Annotated in this window: 16 protein-coding genes; all 16 read right to left on the bottom strand. The window is 61.2% G+C overall.

The window, feature by feature from the left end; all coding sequences use genetic code 11:
• Nucleotides 1-3: 3 nt before the first annotated feature.
• The 16 genes from ACT53S_RS19355 to sdhD all read right to left on the bottom strand — a co-directional run bounded on the left by ACT53S_RS19355 (nt 4) and on the right by sdhD (nt 17,158).
• On the bottom strand, nt 4-474 hold the full coding sequence (locus ACT53S_RS19355) for a DUF2867 domain-containing protein (RefSeq protein ID WP_476068164.1): 471 nt from the start codon (nt 472-474) through the stop codon (nt 4-6).
• A 41-nt stretch (nt 475-515) separates the two neighbouring features.
• Nucleotides 516-1,016, bottom strand: coding sequence for a cytochrome b (locus tag ACT53S_RS19350; protein WP_476068163.1), 501 nt, complete (start codon nt 1,014-1,016; stop codon nt 516-518).
• Nucleotides 1,017-1,142: 126 nt separating this feature from the next.
• Nucleotides 1,143-2,549, bottom strand: a complete 1,407-nt coding sequence (lpdA, locus tag ACT53S_RS19345; RefSeq protein WP_476068162.1) for a dihydrolipoyl dehydrogenase — start codon at nt 2,547-2,549, stop codon at nt 1,143-1,145.
• A gap of 25 nt (nt 2,550-2,574) precedes the next feature.
• Nucleotides 2,575-3,324 (bottom strand): SDR family oxidoreductase, encoded by a 750-nt coding sequence (locus ACT53S_RS19340; RefSeq protein ID WP_476068161.1) that lies wholly within the window; start codon nt 3,322-3,324, stop codon nt 2,575-2,577.
• Nucleotides 3,321-3,815, bottom strand: a complete 495-nt coding sequence (locus ACT53S_RS19335) for a hypothetical protein (RefSeq protein WP_476068160.1) — start codon at nt 3,813-3,815, stop codon at nt 3,321-3,323. The genes ACT53S_RS19340 and ACT53S_RS19335 overlap by 4 nt, the downstream gene beginning before the upstream one ends.
• A gap of 8 nt (nt 3,816-3,823) precedes the next feature.
• A complete protein-coding gene (locus ACT53S_RS19330; RefSeq protein WP_142073097.1) occupies nt 3,824-4,237 on the bottom strand; it encodes an MAPEG family protein in 414 nt (137 codons plus the stop codon).
• Between the two features lie 12 nt (nt 4,238-4,249).
• Nucleotides 4,250-5,488 (bottom strand): 2-oxoglutarate dehydrogenase complex dihydrolipoyllysine-residue succinyltransferase, encoded by a 1,239-nt coding sequence (gene odhB, locus ACT53S_RS19325; RefSeq protein ID WP_476068159.1) that lies wholly within the window; start codon nt 5,486-5,488, stop codon nt 4,250-4,252.
• Between the two features lie 57 nt (nt 5,489-5,545).
• Nucleotides 5,546-8,542 (bottom strand): 2-oxoglutarate dehydrogenase E1 component, encoded by a 2,997-nt coding sequence (locus ACT53S_RS19320; RefSeq protein WP_476068158.1) that lies wholly within the window; start codon nt 8,540-8,542, stop codon nt 5,546-5,548.
• A 162-nt stretch (nt 8,543-8,704) separates the two neighbouring features.
• Nucleotides 8,705-9,607, bottom strand: coding sequence for a succinate--CoA ligase subunit alpha (gene sucD, locus ACT53S_RS19315; RefSeq protein ID WP_113379200.1), 903 nt, complete (start codon nt 9,605-9,607; stop codon nt 8,705-8,707).
• Between the two features lie 236 nt (nt 9,608-9,843).
• Entirely contained in the window at nt 9,844-11,037 is a 1,194-nt protein-coding gene (gene sucC, locus ACT53S_RS19310; RefSeq protein WP_476068157.1) for an ADP-forming succinate--CoA ligase subunit beta, read from the bottom strand.
• 31 nt (nt 11,038-11,068) lie between these two features.
• Nucleotides 11,069-12,031, bottom strand: coding sequence for a malate dehydrogenase (mdh, locus tag ACT53S_RS19305; RefSeq protein WP_113379197.1), 963 nt, complete (start codon nt 12,029-12,031; stop codon nt 11,069-11,071).
• Nucleotides 12,032-12,210: 179 nt separating this feature from the next.
• Nucleotides 12,211-13,374: a cell division protein ZapE gene (zapE, locus tag ACT53S_RS19300; RefSeq protein WP_476068156.1), complete on the bottom strand. Its 1,164-nt coding sequence runs from the start codon at nt 13,372-13,374 to the stop codon at nt 12,211-12,213.
• A gap of 51 nt (nt 13,375-13,425) precedes the next feature.
• On the bottom strand, nt 13,426-13,950 hold the full coding sequence (locus ACT53S_RS19295; protein WP_113379195.1) for a protease inhibitor Inh/omp19 family protein: 525 nt from the start codon (nt 13,948-13,950) through the stop codon (nt 13,426-13,428).
• A 181-nt stretch (nt 13,951-14,131) separates the two neighbouring features.
• The gene (locus tag ACT53S_RS19290; RefSeq protein WP_113379194.1) at nt 14,132-14,911 is read right to left on the bottom strand and encodes a succinate dehydrogenase iron-sulfur subunit; all 780 of its coding nucleotides are present in this window, start codon (nt 14,909-14,911) and stop codon (nt 14,132-14,134) included.
• Between the two features lie 15 nt (nt 14,912-14,926).
• Nucleotides 14,927-16,771, bottom strand: coding sequence for a succinate dehydrogenase flavoprotein subunit (gene sdhA / locus ACT53S_RS19285; RefSeq protein WP_476068155.1), 1,845 nt, complete (start codon nt 16,769-16,771; stop codon nt 14,927-14,929).
• Nucleotides 16,772-16,777: 6 nt separating this feature from the next.
• Nucleotides 16,778-17,158, bottom strand: a complete 381-nt coding sequence (sdhD, locus tag ACT53S_RS19280; RefSeq protein WP_113379192.1) for a succinate dehydrogenase, hydrophobic membrane anchor protein — start codon at nt 17,156-17,158, stop codon at nt 16,778-16,780.
• Nucleotides 17,159-17,166: the final 8 nt, after the last annotated feature.

The following is a 17,166-nucleotide window of genomic DNA, read 5'->3' as shown; positions in this document are numbered from 1 at the left end:
GCCTCAGCGCATCCGCGCCAACATGCTCCGCACAATGAGTTTGTGGAACGGCGTGATCACGAAGATATAGATCCGTCCGAACAGATTGTGCCTGTCTACCAATGTGGTGACGGCCAGTTTGCGTGCCTGGGAACCGGCGGCGGATACATCCAGCACGATCCGAAAATTGAGGTGGCTGTCGTCGAAACCGAGAACGACCTGATCGTCGCGAGCACTGACCACGGGGAAGGCCCCGATGGTCGCTCCTTCATCGATCCCGAGTTCAGCCGACTTCAACCCGAACAGCGCGACGATGCGGTTTCGCAAGGCAAGCAGCAGGCGCATCCATCGCGGCGCATGCCCGAACATCTTCCGCGCGAGATCAAGCGCCGTGGCATCTTCGTCGCGCGTGATCATAGCATAACGATCAGCCCAATCGGCCGAGGGTAGCGCCCGATGCGGCAGCGTCAGCGGTTCTATGGATACGTTCGGCATGCAACGCCCCCAGGATCCGGCGACCACAGGGGCGCCGCGTCTCAGCCTTTGGTCATACGCTGGGCGACGTTCGTCTTCCAGTAGAACTGGTGCACCAGCACTGCGGCAATGTGAACCACGATCAAGATCCACATCAGGAGCTTGAGCGGGCCGCCATGAACGAAGCCGGCTGTCTCGTTGCCAAAGTAGTATTTGCCGATGCCACTGAGGGGCAGGAGAAAAAAGAGGGCATAGAACGCGCCGTGCGCAATCTTCGACGCAAGCCGAAGGATTGGGGGCTCCTCGGCAGGGGCCTCCGGAGCGCCTCGCATCAGGCGGACCACGAGACGGATCAAGCCAAGACAGAGCACCGCGATGCCGACATAGGCATGGATATTGGCAGACGAGAGATCCTCGGGCGACGGCACTTCGCCCCGCTCATAGGCTTCCGTTGCCTCTTCCATGGCGTCAGAAAAGATCAGGTTGAAGAGGATGAGAAGGGCCATCGTCCAGTGCAGGGCTTTCTGGAGGATGGAATAAGACGTGGGAGCGGGCGCGGGCATGGTTTGCCTTTCGTCAATTGGGAAAGAGGCATTGCCCAGACATGATAAAGGCCGCCGCTTGGGGAGCAAGCGACGGCCTTCAATCTTACCGAAATATAATATTTGACCAATGTCAGGTCAGCAGCATCACATGTGCAGCGGCTTGAAGAAGGTTGCGAGTGCTGCTTCCTTCACGGCTTCCGACATGGTCGGATGCGCGTGGCAGGTGCGGCCGAGATCTTCCGACGAACCGCCGAACTCCATCAACACGGCGGCTTCGTGGATCATCTCGCCGGCACCGAGGCCGATGATATGCACGCCGAGAACGCGATCGGTGTCCTTGTCCGCCAGAACCTTGACGAAGCCATCGGAGGCGAGCATGGCGCGGGCGCGGCCATTCGCCGTGAACGGGAACTTGCCGACCTTGTAGGCAACGCCTGCGGCCTTCAGCTCTTCCTCGGTCTTGCCGACGGAAGCAACTTCCGGCTGGGTGTAGACGACACCCGGGATGACGTCATAGTTCACGTGGCCATGCTGGCCGGCGAGGATTTCGGCAAGCGCCACGCCCTCGTCTTCCGCCTTGTGGGCGAGCATCGGGCCCTTGACCACGTCGCCGATGGCATAGATGCCGGCGACATTGGTGCGGTAGTGGCCGTCGATTTCGACGCGACCACGATTGTCGAGCGCAACGCCGGATTCTTCGAGGCCGAGGCCAGCCGTGTAGGGCTTGCGGCCGGTGGCGACGAGCACGACATCGGCTTCGAGCGTCTGGGCCTCACCGCCCTTGACCGGCTCGAACGTAACCTTGGCGCCCGCGCCCGACTTCTCGACACCCGTGACCTTGGCGCCGAGATTGAACTCGATGCCCTGCTTGGCAAGGATGCGCTGGAACTGCTTGGAGACTTCGCCGTCCATGCCGCCGAGGATCGTGTCGAGATATTCGACGACGGTCACCTTGGCGCCGAGACGCGACCAGACCGAGCCGAGCTCGAGGCCGATGACACCGCCGCCAACGACGATCATCTTGGCCGGGACCTTGTCGAGGGCGATACCGCCGGTCGAGGACACGATGACCTTCTCGTCGATCTCGACGGCAACGCCTGGGATGCCGGCGACGTCGGAGCCGGTGGCAATCACGATGTTCTTGGTTTCGAGAACCTGGACTTCACCGGCGTCATTGGTCACCTCGACCTTGCCAGCGCCGAGGATCTTGCCGGTGCCCTGAATGCCGTCGATCTTGTTCTTCTTGAACAGAAAGGAGACGCCTTCGACGTTCGACTTCACGGTCGCGTCCTTGTGCGCCATCATCTTCGGCAGGTTCAGCGTCGGTGCACCGACATCCACGCCGAGATCGGCCATGCCATGGGCCGCATGGTGGAAGACTTCCGATGCATGCAGCAGGGCCTTGGACGGGATGCAGCCGATGTTGAGGCAGGTGCCGCCATAAGTCGCGCGCTTCTCGACGACAGCGACCTTGAGACCGAGCTGGGCCGCCTTGATGGCGCAGACATAGCCGCCGGGGCCGGAGCCGATAACGATGACATCATAAGACATGGGAAGCTTCCTTCGTTTTCGACGGTTACCGACCGCCGCTGACATTCAAGATGGCACCCGTCACATAGGATGCCTGAGGCGAGAGGAGATAAAGAACGCTGTCGGCCACTTCGTCCGCCGTGCCCGGGCGCTGCATCGGAACGATGGGTGCGAGGTCGCGAGCCCGGTTCGGCAGGCCGCCCGATGCGTGGATTTCGGTATCGATGATGCCGGGCCTGATAGCATTGACCCGAACCCCCTCCGTTGCGACTTCACGCGCGAGCCCGAGGGTAAACGTGTCGACAGCAGCCTTGGCAGCGGCATAGTCGACATATTGCCCCGGCGCTCCGAGCACGGCTGCGATGGACGACAGGTTGACGATGACACCGCCCTGCCCGCCATGCTTCGTCGACATCCGCTGCACCGCCTCCGTGGCGCAGCGGATCTTGCCGATCACGTTGATGGCAAAGATGCGGTCGAGCCGCGCGCGGTCGAATTCGTCGACCCGCGCCGTGACATCCACCACACCGGCATTGTTGACGAGACCATGAAGCGGTCCGAGACGATCGACAGCGGCAAAGATGCCGGCAACACCCTCTTCCGTGCCCGTATCGCCCTGGACGATCTCGGCCCTTACTCCCTGTGCCCGGCAATCGGCGGCGACGGCTTCGGCAGCCGACTGGTCCGAGCGATAGTTGACGATCAGGTCATAACCCTGCGCGGCGGCCTTGCGGCAGACGGCGGCACCGATTCCGCGGCTGCCGCCGGTGACGAGAACGAGGGGACGTTGGCTCATGCTGCACATCCCTTGAACTCGAAGACATCCCAGGGCGCGGCCTCCATGCCCTTGCCGACCACGGACGACAGGACCGCCGGTCCGAAGCCGGGCAGGAGAATGGCGTCCGGAGCATCGGCACCTTCCGGCGGCAGAAGGTCTACATGGCCCGTCTTTTCGTCGATGCCGTAGACGATGCCCTTCCAGACGGTGCAGGCGGCGAGATCCGCCCCCGTCACATCACCCTCGGGGCAATTGTTCATCAGCATGCCGACCGGTCGCTCGATCTCGGGATCATAGAGCACATGGCCATTGAGCTTGAACTTGCGGATCTCGCTGTGGAAGCCATGAGTCACGGGCGTGTTCTCGCCGCTGGCGGCAACAAAGTGCAACTCGACTCCGGTTTCAGCCTCGCGATAGGTGGCCTTTTCAATAAGGCAATCAGTGGCAAACGCCGCGTGGGAGAACGCAAGCGCGGCAAGAAGAACGGTTGCCCCTGATGACGCGCCCATGATCCACCTCAAAACACCAGTGCGAGGAACATCAAACCGAGTCCGATCATCGAGCCGAGCCAGACGAGCGAACGAATATAGGGGATCCCGGCCAGATACAGAGGATAGTAGACGATGCGCCCGACGAACCAGACGACGGCACCGATCAAGCCGAGACCCGACGTCTCGCCGATAAAGAGCAGCCCGGCAGCCAGCGCGACGAAGGCCGGATAGGTCTCGCGGAAATTCGACGAAGCCCGGGCGGCACGACCGGCGAGCTTTCCCGCCGGCTGCTTGTTGTCATCACGAGGTCCGGCATTCCACGCCGACCCCAGTTCCTTGGTGGCGAGCATGCCCTGCATCAGGACATGCACCACCAGCAGGACCACGCTCCAGCCAAGGAGCAGGACGAGCGGAGAGGCGGAAGCGGATACCGGCTCCATCGTGAGGTCTCCTTAGAGATCGAGAACCAGACGTTCCGGATCCTCAAGGCTTTCCTTGACGCGAACGAGGAAGGTGACAGCTTCCTTGCCGTCGACGATGCGGTGATCGTAGGAGAGCGCGAGATACATCATCGGACGGATGACGATCTGGCCGCCGACGACGACCGGACGGTCCTGGATCTTGTGCATGCCGAGGATACCCGACTGCGGGGCATTCAGGATCGGCGAGGACATCAGCGAGCCGTAGACGCCACCGTTCGAGATGGTGAAGGTGCCGCCCTGCATGTCGGCCATAGACAGCTGACCGTCACGGGCTGCCTTGCCGAGGCGACCGATTTCCTTCTCGATTTCGGCGATCGACATCTGGTCAGCATCGCGCACGACCGGAACGACAAGACCCTTGTCCGTGCCGACGGCAACGCCGACATGGCAGTAGTTCTTGTAGATGATGTCGGTGCCGTCGATTTCGGCGTTGACGGCCGGCAGTTCCTTCAGCGCATGCGTGACAGCCTTGGTGAAGAAGCCCATGAAGCCGAGCTTCACGCCGTGCTTCTTCTCGAAGATGTCCTTGTAGCGGTTGCGCAGGTCCATGACGGCCTTCATGTCCACCTCGTTGTAGGTGGTCAGCATGGCGGCCGTGTTCTGGGCGTCCTTCAGGCGCTTGGCGATCGTCTGGCGCAGACGGGTCATCTTCACGCGCTCTTCGCGCGAGGCATCGTCGGCAGAAGATGCAGGGCGCGGAGCGGCCGGTGCAGCAGCCGGTGCCGGCGCGGAAACGCCCTTGGCGATGGCGGCGAGGACGTCACCCTTCAGCACCTGACCACGCTTGCCTGAGCCGTCGACGTCAGACGTGGAAATGTTGTTGTCGGCGGCGAGCTTGGCAGCAGCCGGGGCAGCCGGCATGGACGAAGCGGCAGCAGGTGCGGCCGGAGCGGCGGCTGCCGGAGCAGGCGCAGCAGCGGGCGCGGGTGCTGCGGCCGGAGCCGGGGCTGCGGCGCCGGCAGAACCGGCAGCACCTTCGGCGATCTGGCCGAGCAGTGCGCCGAGACCGACGGTCTCGCCGTTCTGGGCGACGATTTCGGTCAGGACGCCCGAGGCCGGGGCCGGGACTTCGACGGTCACCTTGTCGGTTTCCAGTTCGACGAGCGGTTCGTCGGCCTTGACGGTGTCGCCGACCTTCTTGAACCAGGTGCCGACAGTGGCTTCGCTGACGGATTCGCCGAGGGTGGGTACGCGGATTTCAGTGGCCATGATCTCAATTCCGTTGATCAGAGAACGTTACGGTCTGCGAGGGAAAGACTGGGCGGATCAACCGCCCAGTGCGTCCTCGAGGAAGGCTTCGAGCTGGGCGAGGTGCTTGGACATCAGGCCCGTTGCCGGCGAGGCGGCAGCCGGACGACCAGTGTAGCGCACGCGCTGGTACTTGGCGTCGATATGGGCAAGCACCCATTCCAGATACGGATCGATGAACGACCAGGCGCCCATGTTCTTCGGCTCCTCCTGGCACCAGACCATCTCCGCATTGCGGAAGCGGGAGAGCTCGTTGATGAGCGCCTTGGCCGGGAACGGATAGAGCTGTTCGATACGCAGCAGGTAGATGTCGTCGATGCCGCGCTTTTCGCGCTCTTCCAGCAGATCGTAATAGACCTTGCCGGTGCACATGATCACGCGACGGATCTTGGCGTCCTTCTGCAGCTTGATCGGACCATCCTTGATGACTTCGGCGTCGTCCCACAACAGGCGGTGGAACGAGCTTTCGCCAGCCATTTCGGCAAGGCTCGACGTTGCACGCTTGTGACGCAGCAGCGACTTCGGCGTCATCAGGATCAGCGGCTTGCGGAAATCGCGCTTCACCTGACGGCGCAGGATGTGGAAGTAGTTCGCCGGCGTCGTGACGTTGGCGACCTGCATGTTGTCTTCGGCGCAAAGTTGCAGGAAGCGCTCAAGGCGTGCCGACGAGTGTTCCGGACCCTGGCCTTCATAGCCATGCGGCAGAAGGCAGACGAGACCCGACATACGCAGCCACTTGCGCTCACCCGACGAGATGAACTGGTCGAAGACGACCTGTGCTCCGTTGGCGAAGTCGCCGAACTGGGCTTCCCAGAGGGTCAGCGCGTTCGGACGGGCCAGCGAATAGCCGTACTCGAAGCCGAGGACGGCCTCTTCCGACAGCATCGAGTTGATGACTTCGTAGCGGGCCTGGTTCGGCGCGAGATTGGCCAGCGGGATGTAACGGTCTTCGGTTTCCTGATCGTAGAGAACCGAGTGACGTTGCGAGAAGGTGCCGCGTTCGCAATCCTGACCCGACAGGCGGATCTTGTGGCCTTCGACACACAGCGAGCCGAAGGCGAGCGCTTCGCCCATGGCCCAGTCGATGCCTTCGCCGGTCTCGATCATCTGCGCCCGGTTCTCCATGAAGCGCTGGATCGTGCGATGGGCCTTGAAGCCTTCAGGAATGGTCGACAGCTTGCGGCCGATTTCCTTCAGCTGCTTCATCGGCATGGCGGTCTTGCCGCGACGCTGCTCATCGGCATTGTCGGCGGTCCGGAGACCCGACCAGGCACCGTCGAGCCAGTCGGCCTTGTTAGGCTTGTAGCTCTGGCCGGCTTCGAATTCCTGTTCGAGATGGGCGCGCCAGTCGGCCTTCATCTTCTCGAGTTCGCCTTCGGTGATCAGGCCTTCCGCGATCAGACGTTCGCCGTAGATCTGCACGACCGTCTTGTGGGCGCGGATCTCCTTGTACATCTTCGGCTGCGTGAAGCTGGGCTCGTCGCCTTCGTTGTGACCGAAGCGGCGATAGCAGAACATGTCGACGACGACAGGCTTGTGGAACTTCATGCGGAATTCGGTCGCGACCTTGGCCGCATAGACGACCGCTTCCGGGTCATCGCCGTTCACGTGGAAGATCGGTGCCTCGATCATCTTCGCAACGTCGGACGGATAAGGTGACGAGCGCGAGAACGCCGGATTGGTGGTGAAGCCGATCTGGTTGTTGATGATCACGTGCAGCGTGCCGGCAACGCGGTGACCGCGCAGACCGGACAGGCCGAGGATTTCGGCCGTAACGCCCTGGCCGGCAAAGGCCGCGTCACCATGCAGAAGCAGCGGCAGAACCTTAGCGCGCTCCTTGAGCGGGATCACATCACCGTCCCAGACCTTGGCGAGTTGGTCCTGCTTGGCGCGGGCCTTGCCCATGACCACAGGGTTGACGATTTCAAGGTGCGACGGGTTGGCCGTCAGCGACAGGTGCACCTTGTTGCCGTCGAACTCGCGGTCCGAGGAGGCACCGAGGTGATACTTCACGTCGCCGGAGCCTTCGACTTCATCAGGCTTGAACGAACCGCCCTTGAACTCGTGGAAGACCGCGCGATGCGGCTTGTGCATCACATTGGTCAGAACATTCAGACGACCGCGATGGGCCATGCCGAGCACGACTTCTTCCAGACCGTCCTGGCCGCCGCGCTTGATGATCTGCTCGAGCGCGGGGATCAGCGATTCGCCGCCGTCGAGACCGAAGCGCTTGGTCCCCTTGTATTTGACGTCGATGAACTGCTCGAAGCCTTCGGCTTCAATCAGCTTTTGCAGGATCGCCTTCTTGCCGTTCGGCGTGAATTCGACGCCCTTGCCAGGACCTTCGATACGTTCCTGGATCCAGGCCTTTTCTTCCGGATTGGAGATATGCATGAACTCGACGCCGAGCGTCGAGCAATAGGTCCGCTGCAGGATGTCGAGCATCTGCGGGATCGTGGCGTATTCCAGACCCAGCACGTTGTCGATGAAGATCTTGCGGCTGTAATCCGCTTCAGTGAAGCCGTAATTGCTTGGCGAAAGCTCGTTATAGTCTTCGACCGGAGCGGCGAGACCCAGTGGATCGAGCTTGGCATGCAGGTGACCACGCATGCGGTAGGCACGGATCATCATGATGGCGCGCACGCTGTCGCGCGTTGCCTGAAGCACCTCGGCTTCCGAAACCGGCTTGCCGCTGGCGGCAGCCGTGGCTTCGGCCTTGGCCTGAACCTTCTTTTCAATGACCTTTTCGACGACACCCCAGTTGCCGTCCAGCGCAGAAACGAGATCGCCGCCTTCGGCAATCGGCCAGTTTTTCCGCTGCCAGGAAGCGCCCTTTGCGGCCTTCTTCACGTCGGTCGGATTGTCGGCCAGTGCCTTGAAGAAGGCGCGCCACTCGTCGGAGACCGAAGAGGGATCTTCTTCGTAACGTGCGTAAAGCTGTTCGATATAGGCAGCATTCTGTCCGTCGAGGAACGACGTGACCAGGAACTGCTCGTTGGCTTCTTGCCTACCCATGGTGTTTCGCGAGCGCTTCGGCCCGCCTCCCGACTAGAATTGATGGCCGGATGCCCGGCCTGCCGCTCACGATCGCGTCGAATGCGAATCGCCTTATAGATGCGAAATCCAGGCGTAGGATTGATCCATCAACCCTTCGCCTGGCTTGATTTTGGTCAGGTCTCAGCCCTTGAGGACTTCGACCAGGGTCTTGCCCAGACGTGCCGGCGAAGGCGAAACCTTGATGCCGGCGGCTTCCATGGCAGCGATCTTCGATTCCGCATCGCCCTTGCCGCCGGAGACGACAGCGCCGGCATGGCCCATGGTGCGGCCCTTCGGAGCGGTACGACCGGCGATGAAGCCGGCCATCGGCTTCTTGCGGCCCTTCTTGGCTTCGTCGATCAGGAACTGGGCTGCATCTTCTTCAGCCGAGCCGCCGATTTCGCCGATCATGATGATCGAGGTTGTAGCCGGGTCGGCCAGGAACATCTCGAGCACGTCGATGAATTCGGTACCCTTGACCGGGTCGCCACCGATACCCACGGCGGTCGTCTGCCCGAGACCTTCGTTCGAGGTCTGGAACACCGCTTCATAGGTAAGAGTTCCCGAGCGCGAGACAATACCGACCGAACCCTTGCGGAAGATCGAGCCCGGCATGATGCCGATCTTGCACTCTTCCGGCGTTAGGATGCCCGGGCAGTTCGGACCGAGCAGACGCGACTTCGACTTGTCGAGCTTGGCCTTGACCCGCACCATGTCCATGACCGGGATACCCTCGGTGATGCAGGTGATGAACGGGATCTCGGCGTCGATCGCCTCGATGATGGCGTCAGCTGCACCGGCCGGCGGAACGTAGATCACGGATGCGTCCGCACCGGTCTTTTCCTTGGCTTCGGCAACGGTGGCGAAGATCGGCAGGGTTTCACCCTTGGAGCCGGTCCAGTTTTCGCCGCCCTTCTTCGGATGGATGCCGCCGACCATCTGCGTGCCGTAGTAGGCAAGCGCCTGTTCGGTGTGGAAGGTGCCGGTCTTGCCGGTCAGGCCCTGAACGAGGACCTTGGTGTTTTTATTCACGAGAATGGACATGCGTTGATCCCGATCTCTACCGTGAGCTCTTGCGTCGTTTCATCCATAGAATGGCGACGCAGCAAATTATGACGATGCCGACAGCGGCGAAGGGGGAAAGCGGCACACACAATGTGAACGCTGCCGGTGATGCATCCTCATAGAACCCATCACACCACTTTTCCTCTTCCTGCCACCAAAACCAGCAGGCAATGAGAGCCAGCACCGCAACTGCGACGACGGCTCTCGTATTCATGTCAGCCGTTGATCGCCGCGACGATCTTCTTGGCAGCGTCGTCCAGATCGTCGGCTGCGGTGATCGCGAGGCCCGATTCGTTCAGGATCTTCTTGCCAAGTTCGACATTGGTGCCTTCGAGGCGCACGACGAGCGGAACCTTGAGGCCGACTTCCTGCACGGCGGCGACAACGCCTTCGGCAATGACGTCGCACTTCATGATGCCGCCGAAGATGTTGACGAGGATGCCCTCGACCTTCGGGTCAGCCGTGATGATCTTGAAGGCAGCCGCGACCTTCTCCTTGCCGGCGCCACCGCCGACGTCGCAGAAGTTTGCCGGCTCCTTGCCGTAGAGCTTGATGATGTCCATCGTCGCCATGGCGAGACCGGCACCATTGACCATGCAGCCGATATTGCCGTCGAGGGCAACGTAGGCGAGGTCCCACTTCGAAGCTTCGATTTCCTTCGAGTCTTCTTCCGTCTCGTCGCGGAGCGCACGAACGTCGTCGTGGCGGAACAGAGCGTTGCCGTCGAACGAGACCTTGGCGTCGAGAACGCGCAGGTGACCGTCCTGCATGACGATCAGCGGGTTGATCTCGAGCAGGGCCATGTCCTTTTCGGAGAAGGCCTTGTAGAGGATCGGGAAGAGCGACTTGGCGTCTTCCGCGGCAGCACCGGTCAGTTCCAGTGCGGCCGAGATCTTTGCGACGTCAGCGGCGGTGACGCCAGCCTGCGGGTCGATGGCGATCGTATGGATCTTCTCGGGCGTGTCGTGAGCAACGGCTTCGATGTCCATGCCGCCTTCGGTCGAAACGACGAAGGCAACCTGGCCAACCGAGCGGTCGACGAGCAGCGAGCAGTAGAGTTCGCGGGCGATGTCGGCGCCGTCTTCGATGTAGAGGCGGTTGACCTGCTTGCCAGCCTCACCGGTCTGGGCCGTCACCAGCGTGTTGCCGAGCATGTCCTTGGCATGTGCCACGACTTCCTCGATCGACTTCGCCAGGCGAACCCCGCCCTTTGCGTCCGGGCCGAGTTCCTTGAACTTGCCCTTCCCGCGACCGCCCGCATGGATCTGGCTCTTGACCACGTAGAGCGGGCCGGGAAGCTGCTTGGCAGCAGCTTCGGCTTCTTCGACCTTGAGGATCGCCACACCCTTGGCGACCGGCGCGCCGAACTCCTTCAGGAGGGCCTTGGCCTGATATTCATGAATGTTCATAGTCGTGTCCCTGTTCTGGGCCGAAGGGCGATTACTTGAGAGCCGGGGCGATGTTGATGCAGGCTTCGCAGAGGCCGGCAACCGCGCCGACAGACTTCTGGAAGGCTTCTTCCTCGGCCTTGTTCAGGTCGATCTCGATGATGCGCTCGACGCCGCCTTCACCGATGACGACGGGTACGCCGACATACATGTCCTTCACGCCATACTGGCCGGTGAGGTAGGCAGCGCAGGGCAGAACACGCTTCTTATCCTTGAGGTAGGATTCAGCCATCTCGATGGCAGAGGCAGCCGGAGCATAGTAAGCCGAGCCGGTCTTGAGCAGGCCGACAATCTCGGCGCCGCCGTCACGGGTGCGCTGAATGATTTCTTCCAGGCGCTCCTTGGTGACCCAGCCCATCTTGACGAGGTCGGTCAGCGGAATGCCGGCAACGGTGGAGTAACGGGCGAGCGGCACCATGGTGTCACCGTGGCCGCCGAGAACGAAGGCGGTGACGTCTTCGACCGACACGTTGAACTCAGCCGACAGGAAGTGGCGGAAGCGGGCCGAGTCGAGAACGCCGGCCATGCCGACGACCTTGTTGGCCGGGAGGCCGGAGAACTTCTGCAGAGCCCAGACCATCGCGTCGAGCGGGTTGGTGATGCAGATGACGAAAGCGTTCGGGGCATACTTCTTGATGCCGGCGCCGACCTGTTCCATGACCTTGAGGTTGATGCCGAGCAGGTCGTCGCGGCTCATACCCGGCTTGCGGGCAACCCCGGCGGTGACGATGCAGACGTCAGCACCTTCGATGGCGGCGTAGTCGCTCGCGCCAGACAGCTTGGCGTTGAAGCCTTCAACTGGACCGGACTGGGCGATATCCAGACCCTTGCCCTGCGGGATGCCATCAGCAATGTCGAACAGGACGATATCGCCGAGTTCCTTCAGACTGGCGAGATGCGCCAGCGTTCCACCAATCATACCAGAACCGATAAGAGCGATCTTTTTGCGCGCCATTGCAGAGCTTCCTTTTAGATCCAAAACCAAGGTCGAGACGGAGTGTTAGCCTGCCCTTGTGGACAGACCGCATAGACCCAACCTGATAGAATCGCAATCGATAATTTTCGGTGTATGGATTTCAATCGGTTAGAACATAAAAATCTTACGTAAACGTAAGAATTTCCGTCATGCGATCGTCATGATTTGTTCCGTAGCCGCTCATGGTCGGCGAGATAATCGGCGCTGCGCATCTCGAACAGACGGGACACAGTGCGATCGAACTCGAACCCTTCCGTACCTTTCTTTTCGGTCAGCAAGGCCTCCGGCATCGCAACGGCCGAGGCAAACAGGCGCACCCGCGCATCGTAGAGCGCGTCGATCAGAATGATGAAACGCTTGGTCTCGTTTCGCTTCTCCGGCCCAAGAGGGGGTATGTTTTCGACGAAGACGACGTCGAAACGCTGCGCGATGGCGAGATAATCCGATGCCCCAAGCGGCTTCGCGCAGAGCTCCTCAAAGGTGAAGCGAGCTTGCCGGCCGCATGCTCTCGGGATCTCGACCTCCCGCCCCTTCATCTCGATCGTCACGGGGACCTCTGGCTGCCCTCCAGTCAGGCGGGTCCAGGCCCGATCCATCATCGACGCAGACTGAGGAGAGAGCGGCGCGACATAGACTGGCAGACTTTCCATCTTTTCAAGTCTGTAGTCTGTCGGCGAATCCAACGAAGAAACCTCCACATATCGCTGCAGGAGATCGATGAAGGGCAGAAAGAGCCCCCGGTTGAGACCATCGCGATAGAGATTGACCGGCTCCACATTGGAGGTTGCGACCAGAATGCAGCCGCGTGCGAAAAGCTCGGTGAACAGCCGCGCCAGGATCATCGCGTCGGCGATGTCTGTCACGGTGAACTCGTCGAAACACAGAAGCTGCGCCTCTTCGCGCAATGCAGCCGCGACGGGGGGGACAGGATCCGCCTGCTTCGTCTCCCCGGCCTTCAGCTTCTGCCGATGGGCATGAATTCGACCATGAACGTCCGCCATGAACTCGTGGAAATGTGCCCGGCGTTTCTTTTCGATCGGGGCGAGCCTGAAGAACAGGTCCATCAGCATGGTTTTACCGCGGCCGACACTACCATGGACATAAAGACCCATGATCGGCGTCTGCGGCTTGCGGCGCTGGGCAAACATCCAGCCCAGGGCACTGGTTTTGGCCGCAGGCTTGCGCGCCTTGAGTTCCGTCAGAATGCGGTCGAGTTTGGCCGCAACCTGCATCTGGGCAGCATCCGGTTGCAGGGTGCCTGCCTCCGTCATCGAACGCAACTGTTCGACGACGCTGAGCGCATAATCGGGAATGGGCCGCATGGGATACGCCTCAGCGACGGCCGCGTGGCCGCCGCAGGATGAAGGATGGGTTTAGCGGCTCAGGCTGACCGGCTGACCGGAGCTGGTGGTACCGTCGAATCGAGCATCAGCCGTCTTGTAGAGGCTGCCGATGACATTGCCGTTGCGGTCTTTAAGCACGACCTGTTTGCCAGCCACTTCCCAGGATCCCATCGCGGTCAGTTCGCCGGCGCAGCCGCGGGTACCGCCGCGTGAGCCGCTGCCGAGATTGGTGAGCGTGAGGAACATGTCGCAGCTCGCGCCGGCGCTCTGGACCCGCCAGTTGCCGACCATGGATTCCTTGGTGACGTCGAGAGCCGTCCCGGGAGCAGCACCCGTTCCAACCGCCGCTGCGGTATTGGCAGGCGCCGCCGGGAACTGCGAGGGATCGGTGGTACCGGGGGGAGGAAGCTGACCGGACTGAACGGAGGGGACCGGCTGCGCCTGAAGCGGCGGCAAGGCGCTGTTGGCCGAATTCATGTCGCTATAGGAGGTTCTCTGACAACCTGCCAGCGCCAGAAGAATGGCTGCGCCGGTGACCGCATGGCTCAATTTCATCATTATGCTCCCGCTTTTGCGACCTGCGCCGCAACCTGCCGTACAACTGGGTTAGAAATATGATACGCGAAGATGGTTAATCAAGTTCCATATCGCGCGCGATCTATAGCCGGCACTATACGGACAAAGTAAGGCCGCCCGAAACAGGTCTCGAGCGGCCTCGCAATGTCGTGATTGACGATCAGCTGCGACGCTCGACCATCATCTTCTTGATCTCGGCGATTGCCTTGGCCGGGTTCAGTCCCTTCGGGCAAGCCTGTGCGCAGTTCATGATCGTGTGGCAGCGATAGAGCCGGAACGGATCCTCGAGGTTGTCCAGGCGTTCGCCGGTTGCTTCATCGCGGCTGTCGATTAGCCAGCGATACGCCTGCAGGAGGACGGCCGGACCGAGATAACGGTCGCCGTTCCACCAATAGCTCGGACAGGAGGTCGAGCAGCAGGCACAGAGAATGCACTCATAGAGACCGTCGAGCTTCTGACGGTCTTCATGGCTCTGTTTCCACTCCTTCGCCGGCGTCGGCGAAACCGTCTTGAGCCATGGCTCGATCGACCGGTGCTGAGCATAGAAGTTGCTGAGATCGGGCACGAGATCCTTCACGACAGGCATATGCGGCAGCGGATAGACCTTCACCGTCCCGGTGATATCGTCCATGCCCTTCGTGCAGGCCAGCGTGTTGGTCCCATCGATATTCATCGCGCAGGAGCCGCAAATACCTTCACGGCAGGAGCGGCGCAGCGTCAGCGTAGGATCGATGTTGTTCTTGATGTAGAGAAGGCCATCGAGAACCATCGGGCCGCAGTCGTCGACATCGATGTAATAGGTGTCGATGCGCGGATTGGCGCCGTCATCCGGATTCCAGCGATAGATCCGGTACTCACGGACATTCTTGGCGCCGGCCGGCTTCGGCCAGACCTTGCCTTCGGTGATCTGGGAATTCTTGGGGAGAGCAAGTTCTACCATGATGAGTTCCTCAAATCAGTACACGCGAGCCTTCGGCGCGATCTTGTAGGGATCGATACCTTCGGCGATGAGCTCGGTATGAACAGGACGGTAGTCGAGCTTGACGTCACCCGCTTCAGAAACCCAGGCCAGCGTATGCTTGCGCCAGTTCTCGTCGTCGCGTCCGGCAAAGGGGCCGGACGTGTAGTCTTCGCGGGCATGCGAGCCACGGCTTTCCTTGCGGGCCTCGGCGCCGTAGACGGTGGTGATCGCGTTGGCCATCAGGTTGTGCAGTTCGAGCGTCTCGACCAGATCGGAATTCCAGATCATCGAGCGGTCGGTGACCTTGATGTCGGGCAGTTCCTTCCAGATGGCCGACAGACGCTTGCAGCCGCTTTCCAGCGATTCCTGCGTGCGGAAGACGGCCGCGTCTTCCTGCATGGCGCGCTGCATCTTGTCGCGCAGCACGGCGGTCGGGGTCTGGCCCGAAGCGTGACGCGTCTTGTCGAAGCGGTCCATGATCTTGTCGCAGGCGGCAACATTCAGATGCGGGATCGGCTCGGCCTTGTTGATGACCTCGGCAGCCCGGATCGCAGCGGCGCGACCGAAGACCACAAGGTCGATCAGCGAGTTGGAGCCGAGACGGTTGGCACCGTGAACCGATGCGCAACCGGCTTCGCCGACGGCCATCAGACCCGGGATGATGCGTTCCGGATTGCTGCTATCGGCGTTCAGGACTTCGCCCCAGTAGTTGGTCGGGATGCCGCCCATGTTGTAGTGAACCGTCGGCAGAACCGGGATCGGCTCGCGGGTGACGTCGACACCGGCAAAGATCTTCGCCGATTCCGAAATCCCGGGCAGGCGCTCGTGCAGGACGGCCGGATCGAGGTGGTCGAGATGCAGGAAGATGTGGTCCTTGTTCTTGCCGACGCCACGACCTTCACGGATTTCCATCGTCATGCAGCGCGAGACGACGTCACGCGAGGCAAGGTCCTTGGCCGAAGGAGCATAACGCTCCATGAAGCGCTCGCCTTCGGAATTCACGAGATAACCGCCTTCGCCGCGCGCACCTTCGGTGATCAGGCAGCCGGCGCCGTAGATGCCGGTCGGGTGGAACTGGACGAATTCCATATCCTGCAGCGGAAGACCCGCGCGGGCGATCATGCCGCCGCCGTCACCGGTGCAGGTATGAGCGGACGTTGCCGAGAAGTAGGCGCGACCGTAGCCGCCAGTGGCGAGGACCACCATCTTCGCGGCAAAGCGATGGATCGTGCCGTCATCCAGGTTCCAGGCGACGACGCCGGTGCAACGGCTGCCATCGTCGGACATGATCAGGTCGAGCGCGAAATACTCGATGAAGAATTCCGCATTGTTTCGTAGCGACTGGCCATAAAGCGTGTGCAGGATCGCGTGGCCGGTACGGTCGGCAGCAGCGCAGGTGCGCTGAACCGGCGGGCCTTCGCCATAGTTCTGCATGTGACCGCCGAACGGGCGCTGGTAGATCTTGCCTTCTTCGTTACGCGAGAAGGGAACGCCGTAATGCTCAAGTTCGTAGACCGCCTTCGGCGCTTCCATGGCGAGATACTGCATGGCATCGACGTCGCCGAGCCAGTCGGAACCCTTGACGGTGTCATAAAGGTGCCACTGCCAGCAGTCGGGCGTCATGTTGTTCAGAGAAGCGGCGATACCGCCCTGCGCCGCAACCGTGTGCGAACGGGTCGGGAAGACCTTGGTAATGCAAGCCGTCTTGAAGCCTTGTTCGGCCATGCCGAGCGTCGCACGCAGACCAGCGCCGCCGGCGCCGACGACCACGACGTCATAGGAATGATCAACATAGGTGTAGGCCTTGCCGGTCTGGGCGAAGTTATGAATGGTTGCCATGTTGAATTACCCTACGAAAGCGATCTTCAAGATGGCGAAAAGACAGAGACCACCGATCAGGATCGCAAAGAATGTGTTGAGCATCAGAAGCAGGAGCTTGGGGATCTCCGCGTGGATATAGTCCTCGATGATCACCTGCATACCGAGCTTCATATGGATGAGCGCCGATAGCACGACCAGTCCCATAACCACCGCGACCAGCGGGTGCGACAATGCGCCGACCACCTCGGCGTATGGGGCGCCATTGTACATCACCAGGAAGCCGACGAAGAAAAGGATCAGCGGGATGTTGGCAACGGCGGTCATTCGTTGACGCCAGAAATGTTCCGTCCCGTCCTTGGCAGAGCCAAGGCCACGAACCTTACCGAGCGGTGTGCGCATATCCATGGAAAATT

The sequence above is a fragment of the Allorhizobium sp. DMC15 genome (assembly GCF_056314065.1).
The sequence above is the reverse complement of the archived record's forward strand: the minus strand, read 5'-3'. Positions and strand labels throughout refer to the sequence as shown.